Source organism: Verrucosispora sp. SN26_14.1, from assembly GCF_004307965.1.
Taxonomy (GTDB): Bacteria; Actinomycetota; Actinomycetes; order Mycobacteriales; family Micromonosporaceae; genus Micromonospora.
Map to the genome: position 1 here is coordinate 1 of NZ_SISL01000254.1, position 8,530 is coordinate 8,530.

Sequence of the window (8,530 nt, forward strand, 5' to 3'; positions counted from 1 at the left end):
GCGCCGAGCCCTCGGCGGTGGCGGACACCGTCCCGCTCAGCGCCGACGCCCTCTTCGCCGCGCTGGCCGCGCACTGGCCCGAGGACGGGGTGCTGGTGCAGGAGTCGCCGTCGAACCTCTCCGCCCTGCGGCGGCGGCTGCGGTTCACCCGGCCCGGTTCGTACTTCACCATGGCCAGCGGCGGGCTCGGCTACGGGCTGCCCGCGGCGGTCGGCATCGCGCTGGCACAACGCGACACCGGCCGACACCGACCGGTGATCGCGGTGATCGGCGACGGCTCGTTCCACTACTCGGTGCAGGCGCTGTGGACCGCCGCCCGACTGCGGCTGCCGCTGGCCGTGGTGGTGCCGGTGAACCAGCAGTACGCCATCCTCAAGGCGTTCGCCGACCTCAAGCAGACGCCCGGCGTACCCGGGCTGGACCTGCCCGGATTGGACATCGCGGCGATCGCGCGGGGCTACGGCTGTGCCGCCACCGTGGTCGACACTCCGGACGGGCTCGGCGAGGCGCTCGGCACCGCGCTGCGCGCCGACGGTCCGACCGTGCTGCCCGTCCCCATCCGCACCGACATCCCCCCGATCTTGTGAAAGGAGGGGTCCCCTACTAACGCCTCGTGCATAGCAGGGGTCCCCTCCTTACATCTCAGCCGGCGACCACGCGGAGCGGGGAACCGCTGAGCACGTCCAGGACGGGGCGCGCGCCCACCGGGGCTTTCAGCGTCACCTCGGCCGGGTGCAGGTTGAGCATCTCGTCGCAGCCGCCGGTCGGCGGCACGACCGTGCCGCCGACCACGATCACGTGGTCCTCTTCCCAGACCAACGGGGTGATCTCGGTGTCGCAGCTGCCCACCCCGAGCCGGTACCTCAGCGTCGTCCCCTCGACCGCCTCGATGTCCTGCGCGCCCACCAGGCCCGGTTCGGGCGTCTCGGACGGCGGCACCGGCGCGGGCGGGGTGGCGACCGCCTCGGGCGCGACCGCGACCCGGGCCACCACCGCGCCGATCTCCGGCACGGTGAACAGCCATGCCGGCACCTGCGCCGCCCCCCGGGCGGTGTGTACCGGCGCGGTACCCAGTTCGACCCTGGTGACGGTGAGCGCGACGCAGTCACCCTGCGGCCGGCTGCCGACCGCGCTGTCCGGTCCACCGCCCGGCGCGGGTGCCGGCGGGATGGCGGGGTCCGTCGGCCCCGGGCAGGCGCCGGGGTCGCCCTGGCGCAGTTCGCGGTACGCCTGCGCCGCGCTGACCAGCGGCACCCGTGCCGACCCGTCCGGGAAGCGTACGGTGCCGTCGGCCGGCTTCCGGTCGGGCAGGTCCACGGTGGCGCGGTACCACCCGGCCTGGAAGGCGGTCTTGGTCTGTGGGGTGAAGTCGGGGTCGCCGACGAGCACGGTGGGTTCCTGCAACGGTACGAATCCCGTGGTCCACGCGTCGTCGGGCTGCCATGCCTGCGCCACCGCCGCCGCCCGCTGGGTGAACGCCCCCTGCCGGTCCTTCGGGCCACCCGACTGGCCGGACGCGGCTCCGGACTCGTCCGGCTCGGTTCCCACCGGAGCGCATCCGGCCACGATCATCATCAGGGGCAGGCCCAACAGGGCGACTGATCGGCGCATACCGGTTCGACGGGTGAACGCCCGACGGGGTTCCGCAGCCGGGGCGGGAACGACTGCGCGCCCCGGTCGTGACGACCGGGGCGCGCAGTACGGGGGTGGAGGTGCCGGGAATCGAACCCGGGTCCTTCGCTGCCTTGTCAGGGCTTCTCCGAGCGCAGCTCGCTGTGCCTCTACTCGGCCCCTCCGATCACGCGAGCGAGTCGGTGTGACGGGCCCAGTCGCTGATTAATCTCGCCGCACGGACCCCGCGACCGGGTCCGGTTGGCCAGCCTTCTAGCTGATGCCGGCTATCTGGGTCGAAGGCGCTCCCAGGCCGACAGACTCACTACTCGCCTCAGGCGGCGAGAGCGAAGTCAGCGCGATTGTTCTTGGCGCTTATTGGTTTCCGACGAACGATTCTCGAGACGACGTCGGCTTCCTCGGCTCGCTTCCCCTGCCGCAACACACGAAGTCGAAACCAGTCACCCCCTCGACGTGCCGCCGGACTCCGGCGACTCCGACAAGCCTAACGCCTGCCGCAACCGGATTCATCCCGAGCCCGGGTCGACCGACCAGGAAAAGGATGATCCGGACAAATCAACTATCCATCCCCTTGCCGCGCCGACCGACGGCCCGCGCGATCTCCCGGTCCGCGTCCCGCTTGGCGAGGTCCTGGCGCTTGTCGTACGCCTTCTTGCCCTTGGCGAGGCCGATCTCCACCTTGGCCCAGCCGTCCTGGAAGTAGACCTGCAACGGCACCAGCGTCAGACCGCTCTCCCGGATCTTGCCGATCAGCCGGTCGATCTCCAGCCGCTTGAGCAGCAACTTCCGGGTCCGCCGGGGCTCGTGGTTGGTCCAGGTGCCCTGGGTGTACTCGGGGATGTGCATCCCGTGCAGGAACATCTCGCCGTCACGTTCCTGGGCGAACGCGTCGACGAGCGACGCCCGCCCGGCCCGCAGCGACTTCACCTCGGTGCCGGTCAACGCCATGCCCGCCTCGTACGTGTCGAGGATGGCGAAGTCGTGCCGGGCCTTCTTGTTGGAGGCGACGACCTTGCGTCCCTTTTCCCGTGGCATCGCCGGCCCCCTCTCTCGTGAACGCTCCCGGCCGGCGACGCGGCCCGCCGCAGAGCGGAGATCATGCTACCCGAACGACAAGGGCCCGCCCGCGCCGTTTATTCCGACGCTGGCGGGCCCTGCCGAGGCTGCCTTAGACCCGCAGGTAGAAGCGGAGGGTGACCCAGGCGGTGACCGCGCTGATCAAACCACCGACACCGGCCATGATCGGGAAGGTCAGCAGGATCTCGCCCCAGCTCACCGGCGCGAAGAGCCCCTGGAGAGCGCTGAGCGCGCCGTCGAAGAGGAACACCTTCAAGGCGACCAGCGCTCCGAGGCCGAGGACCGAGCCGATCAGACCGGCGACCACCGCCTCCAGCACGAACGGTGCCTGGATGAACCAGTTGGAGGCACCGACCAGTTTCATGACCGCGACCTCACGCCGCTTGCTGTACGCCGCCACCTGGATCGTGTTGGCCACCAGCAGCAGCGCCGCGACAGCCATCGCGACGGCCGCGACGAGTGCGATGTTCTGCCCGGCGGTGAAGAGGTTGAAGATCTTGTCGAGCACCTGACTCTGGTCGACGACCTGGTCGACGCCGGCCGTCCCGGTGTACTGGTCGGCGATGGTCCGGTACTGCTCCGGGTCCACCAGCCTGAGCCGGTACGACTCCGGCAGCTGGTCGGCCTTGACCGCGCTCAGCAGGTCCGGCGAGTCGCGGAACATCTCCTGGAAGCGCTGGAACGCCTCGTCCTTGTTGACATAGGTGACCTGCGAGATCAGCGGGTCGGCCTCCAGTTGGCCGGCGATCGCGGTCCGCTGCTCCTCGGAGACATCGGCCTCAAGGAAGATCGAGACCTCGATGTTCTCGAAGTAGAGCTGCTTCATGTCGGCGACCTTGGTGTAGATCAGGCCGCTGGCGCCGAGCATGGTCAGCGAGACCCCCATCGTGATGATCATCGCGATGGTCATGGTCACGTTGCGCCACAGTCCGACCAGTACCTCGGACAGGACGTATTTCATCCGCATCGGGATTTCCTCCGGCTCTCCGGCGTGAGGTGTTCGTCGTCAGATCGGGGTGCGGTGGGTTGCGCTCGTCACCCGTAGACGCCGCGGGCCTGGTCGCGAACGATGCGCCCACTCTCGATCTCGATGACGCGGCGCCGCATCTGGTTCACGATGTTGGAGTCGTGCGTGACCATCACGACGGTCGTGCCGGTGCGGTTGATCCGGTCCAGCAGGCGCATGATCTCGATGGAGGTGTCCGGGTCCAGGTTTCCGGTCGGCTCGTCCGCCAGCAGGATCAGCGGGCGGTTCACGAACGCCCGGGCCACCGCCACACGCTGCTGCTCACCACCGGAGAGCTCGTGCGGGTAACGGTGCTCCTTGCCGCCGAGACCGACCAGCTCCAGGACCTCCGGCACGACCCGGCGGGCCACCGCCTTGGTCTTGCCGATCACCTCGAGCGCGAAGGCCACGTTCTCGTACGCCGTGCGGTTCGGCAGCAGCCGGAAGTCCTGGAAGACGCAGCCGATCGAGCGACGGAAGTGCGGGCGCTTCCAGGAGCGCATCGACGTCACGTCCTTGCCGTTCACCACGACGCGACCCTTGTTGGGGGCCACCTCGTGGAGCAGCATCTTGATGATCGTGGACTTGCCGGAGCCGGATGGGCCGATGAAGAAGACGAACTCGCCCTTGTCGATCGACACGGACACGTTGTCGAGCGAAGGCCGCGACGCCTTCGGGTACGTCTTCGTCACTTGCTCAAGCTGAATCACGGGTGGTGAGTCTACGCGGTGTAACTGTCGTGCCAAGTCCCACGCCCCGCCGTTGCGGGCCATGTCATCTAATCAGCACGTCAGGTGGAGATCGATGCTGCAATCCGCCCACGATCGATCACGCACTGTCGCCGGCCAGTTGCTGCTGCTTGCGCCAGCGGATGCCCGCCTCGATGAAGGAGTCCAGCTCACCGTCGAAGACGGAACTCGGGTTGCCGGTCTCCTGCTCGGTCCGCAGATCCTTCACCATCTGATAAGGGTGCAGAACGTACGACCGCATCTGGTCGCCCCAGGAGCCCGCCGCGTCGGTCTTCAGGCCCTGGAGCTTGGCCTGCTCCTCCTGGCGCTTGCGCTCCAACAGCCGGGCCTGGAGCACCCGCAACGCCGACGCCTTGTTCTGGAGCTGCGACTTCTCGTTCTGGCAGGTCACCACGATGCCGGTCGGAATGTGCGTGATCCGCACGGCGGAGTCGGTGGTGTTGACGCTCTGTCCACCCGGTCCGGACGACCGGTAGACGTCGATCCGCATCTCGTTCTCGGGGATGTCGATGTGGTCGGTCTGCTCCACCACCGGCAGCACCTCGACCCCGGCGAAGCTGGTCTGCCGCCGGCCCTGGTTGTCGAACGGACTGATCCGCACCAGCCGGTGGGTGCCCGACTCCACGCTGAGCGTGCCGTACGCGTACGGCACCTTCACCGTGAAGGTGGCCGACTTCAGGCCCGCCTCCTCGGCGTAGGAGGTCTCGTAGACCTCCGTCGGGTAGCCGTGCCGTTCCGCCCAGCGCAGGTACATCCGCAGCAGCATCTCGGCGAAGTCCGCCGCGTCCACGCCACCGGCGCCGGCCCGGATGGCCACCAGCGCCTCCCGGGAGTCGTACTCGCCGGAGAGCAGGGTGCGGACCTCCATCTCCTGGACGGCCTTGCCCAGTCCGGCGATCTCCGTCTCGACCTCGGTGAGCACACCGGAGTCGGCCTCGGCTTCGGCGAGCTCCAGCAGCACGTTCGCGTCGTCGATCCGCGCGCGCAGGCTGCCGAGCTTGTCGATCTCCCCGTTGACGTAGGAGAGCTGGGAGGTCACCTGCTGCGCCCGGGCCTGGTCGTCCCACAGGTCCGGGGCGGACGCCTCCTGCTCCAGGCGGGCCTTGTCCGCGCGCAGGCGATCGAGGTCGAGCACCGCCTCGATGTTGCGCAGGGTGGCGTCGAGGTCCTTGAGCTGTTCGGCGTAGTCGGCAGCGGTCACGACAGACAAGACTACTGCTCGGGCGAGGAGTGAGCTTGCGAGCCCCGCAGTCCCGGGCCAAATACCCCCTGCCCGGGCGGGTCGTCAGCCGACGGGGGCGCTCTTGAGCCAGGTCAGGGCGGCCTTGTGGTAGGCCACGGCGAACTCCAACGCGCTGGCGTCGAAGTTGTCGCCTTCCTTCTTGGCGCTCTTGACCTGCTCACGGACCCGGGCCAGGGCCTCGGTGTGGTACTCGTTGGCCGCCACCTGGAGGTTCTTGAGCTGGCTCGACGAGTGCAACTGCCCGAAGGCGATACGCAGGGCGATCGGGTTGCGGATGGTGTCCCGCCCGGGGTCCTCCGCGAGCCAGCGGGAGAATGTCCGCTTGCCGGCGGCCGTGATCGCGTACGGTTGACTCATCCGCGGCCCGGGTTTGCCCAGCCGGACGAAGCCCCGCTCGGCCAGCACCGGCAACTCCCGGTAGACCTGGCTGCGGGTCATCGACCAGTACGGCGCCAGTCGGCGCTCGGCGGCGGCCATCAACTGGCCACCTGTCATGGGTCCCTCGTGGAGCAGCCCGAGTAGGGCCGCCGCCGTGGGGTTGACTCCGGATTCCGCCATGCCGCTTACGCTGCCACTTTGCTGAGCCGGCGTCCAGGATTTCACCGTTTCGCCACCCATTGGGGTTTCCTATGTGCACTGTCGGCGCACGACGGTGCCCCGCAGCCGCCCCACCTGCACCGTTCCGGCCACCCACACCCCCGGCACCCACCCCGACGCCGAGGCCCGGATGTAAGGAGGGGTCCCTTCCTATACACGAGGCGTTAGCAGGGGGCCCTTCCTTACATCCGGTTACGTCGCGCTACCTCTCAGCCCATGTGGGGGTAGGTGTGGTCGGTGGGCGGCACGAAGGTCTCCTTGATCGTCCGGGGCGACGTCCAGCGGACCAGGTTGTGCCAGGAGCCGGCCTTGTCGTTGGTGCCGCTGGCCCGGGCGCCGCCGAAGGGCTGCTGCCCGACCACCGCGCCGGTCGGCTTGTCGTTGACATAGAAGTTGCCGGCCGCGTACCGCATCCGCTCGGCCACCGCCTCGACCACCCGGCGGTCGGTGGCGAAGATCGACCCGGTCAGGGCGTACGGGGCGATCGACTCGGCCTGGGTGACCACGTCGTCGAAGCGGGTGTCGTCGAAGACGTGCACGCCGAGGATCGGGCCGAAGTACTCGGTGGTGAAGGTCTCGTGGGCGGGATCGCCGCACTCGAAGATCGTCGGGCGGACGAACCAGCCGACCGAGTCGTCGGCGGTGCCGCCCGCGATGACCCGACAACTGTCGTCGCCGGAGATCAGGTCCAGCGCGGCGGTGTGCCGGGCGAACGCCTTGTCGTCGATGACCGCGCCGCCGAAGTTGCGGAAGTCGGTGACGTCGCCGTAGGCGAGCCCGTCCGCGGTGGCGGCCAGCCGGTCGCGCAGGCCGCCGTCCCAGACCGACCGCGGCACGTACGCCCGGGAGGCGGCCGAGCACTTCTGGCCCTGGTACTCGAAGGCGCCCCGGATCAGCGCGGTGTGCAGGGCGTCGACGTCGGCGCTGGGGTGCGCCACGACGAAGTCCTTGCCGCCGGTCTCGCCGACCAGCCTCGGGTAGCCGCGGTAGCCGGCGATGTTCTCCCCGACCGTGCGCCACAGGTGCCGGAACACCTTCGTGGAGCCGGTGAAGTGGATGCCGGCCAGGTCGGGGTCGGCCAGCACCACGTCGGAGACCTCCTCGCCCCGACCGGTGACCATGTTGATCACGCCGGGCGGTAGCCCGGCCGCCTCGAACAGCCGCATGGTGAAGTGCGCCGCGAACTGCTGCGTCGGGCCTGGCTTCCAGACCACGGTGTTGCCGAGCAGGGCCGGTGCCGAGGGCAGGTTCCCGGCGATCGCGGTGAAGTTGAACGGGGTGACCGCGTAGACGAAGCCCTCCAGCGGCCGGTGGTCGAACCGGTTCCACACCCCGGGCGAGGACATCGGCTGCTCGGCGAGGAGCTTGCGGGCGAAGTGCACGTTGAACCGCAGGAAGTCGATGAACTCGCAGGCGGCGTCGATCTCGGCCTGCACGGCGGTCTTCGACTGGCCGAGCATGGTGGCCGCGTTGAGGGTGTCGCGCCACGGACCGGCGAGCAGTTCGGCGGCGCGCAGGAAGATCGCCGCGCGCTCCTCGAAGGGCAGGGCCCGCCAGCCGGGGGCGGCCTCCTTGGCCGCCGCGACGGCGGCCCGCGCGTCGTCCCGGGTGGCGTGCCCGGTCACCCCGAGCACGTGCGCGTGCCGGTGCGGCTGGACCACGTCGATCGGGTCGCCGCCGGCCATCCGCTGGGTGCCGGCGATGGTCATCGGCAGGTCGATACGCTCGGCGGCGAGTTCGGTCAGCCGCCGTTGGAGCCGTTCCCGGTCGGTGCTGCCCGGCTCGTAGGCGCGTACCGGCTCGTTGTGTGGCTCGGGTACGGAGAACACGGCGTCCATCAGGGCTCCTGGCGATCTCGACGGCGATGGCGAACCCGTCCCGCGATGGCGGGACGCGGTGACGAAACCGTCCCACGGTGGCGGGACCTGGGCCAATACTCCCACGTCCAGCCTCTGTCGATCACACCCCGACCGCCCGACGACCGTCGATCAGGAGGCACTTCTCCTTCTCCGGCATGGATTCGTGCCCCAATGGGGCGTACGGCCGAAGAAAGACAGGCGGCGTGGGCGGCGCTCGGGCTTCGGGCCGGTCATCGGGCGGGACGCGTACGCTGGGTTGCCGGTGACGTACCCGGGCCAGGTCGTCGGGCCCGGCGGTGAAGGGAAGACGATGAGCGACCAGCCCGGCGGTTCGACCGCTGCGCAGCCCTGTATCTTATACACATAT

Annotated in this window: 8 protein-coding genes and 1 other RNA gene; 1 reads left to right on the forward strand and 8 read right to left on the reverse strand. The window is 69.4% G+C overall.

All coding sequences use genetic code 11. The features are described 5' to 3' along the window. The coding region (locus EYA84_RS20610; RefSeq protein ID WP_236145873.1) for a thiamine pyrophosphate-dependent enzyme at positions 1-587 on the forward strand (587 nt) is incomplete at its 5' end. 55 nt (positions 588-642) lie between these two features. Here EYA84_RS20610 and EYA84_RS20615 read toward each other — a convergent pair. From EYA84_RS20615 to pruA, 8 genes are all read right to left on the reverse strand, one after another. Further along, the gene (locus EYA84_RS20615; protein WP_131054686.1) at positions 643-1,611 is read right to left on the reverse strand and encodes a hypothetical protein; all 969 of its coding nucleotides are present in this window, start codon (positions 1,609-1,611) and stop codon (positions 643-645) included. 93 nt (positions 1,612-1,704) lie between these two features. After that, positions 1,705-2,080: a transfer-messenger RNA gene (gene ssrA / locus EYA84_RS20620) on the reverse strand. 107 nt (positions 2,081-2,187) lie between these two features. Then, the gene (gene smpB, locus EYA84_RS20625) at positions 2,188-2,667 is read right to left on the reverse strand and encodes an SsrA-binding protein SmpB (protein ID WP_131054687.1); all 480 of its coding nucleotides are present in this window, start codon (positions 2,665-2,667) and stop codon (positions 2,188-2,190) included. 133 nt (positions 2,668-2,800) lie between these two features. Continuing rightward, the gene (ftsX, locus tag EYA84_RS20630; protein WP_131054688.1) at positions 2,801-3,676 is read right to left on the reverse strand and encodes a permease-like cell division protein FtsX; all 876 of its coding nucleotides are present in this window, start codon (positions 3,674-3,676) and stop codon (positions 2,801-2,803) included. 68 nt (positions 3,677-3,744) lie between these two features. Further along, positions 3,745-4,425 carry a cell division ATP-binding protein FtsE gene (gene ftsE, locus EYA84_RS20635; RefSeq protein ID WP_117229384.1) on the reverse strand — a complete coding sequence of 227 codons (681 nt, stop codon included), beginning with the start codon at positions 4,423-4,425 and terminating at the stop codon, positions 3,745-3,747. A 118-nt stretch (positions 4,426-4,543) separates the two neighbouring features. Beyond that, positions 4,544-5,665, reverse strand: a complete 1,122-nt coding sequence (prfB, locus tag EYA84_RS20640; RefSeq protein WP_131054689.1) for a peptide chain release factor 2 — start codon at positions 5,663-5,665, stop codon at positions 4,544-4,546. A gap of 84 nt (positions 5,666-5,749) precedes the next feature. Then, on the reverse strand, positions 5,750-6,265 hold the full coding sequence (locus tag EYA84_RS20645; RefSeq protein WP_131054690.1) for a PadR family transcriptional regulator: 516 nt from the start codon (positions 6,263-6,265) through the stop codon (positions 5,750-5,752). A gap of 248 nt (positions 6,266-6,513) precedes the next feature. Further along, positions 6,514-8,142, reverse strand: coding sequence for an L-glutamate gamma-semialdehyde dehydrogenase (pruA, locus tag EYA84_RS20650; RefSeq protein ID WP_131054691.1), 1,629 nt, complete (start codon positions 8,140-8,142; stop codon positions 6,514-6,516). Positions 8,143-8,530: the final 388 nt, after the last annotated feature.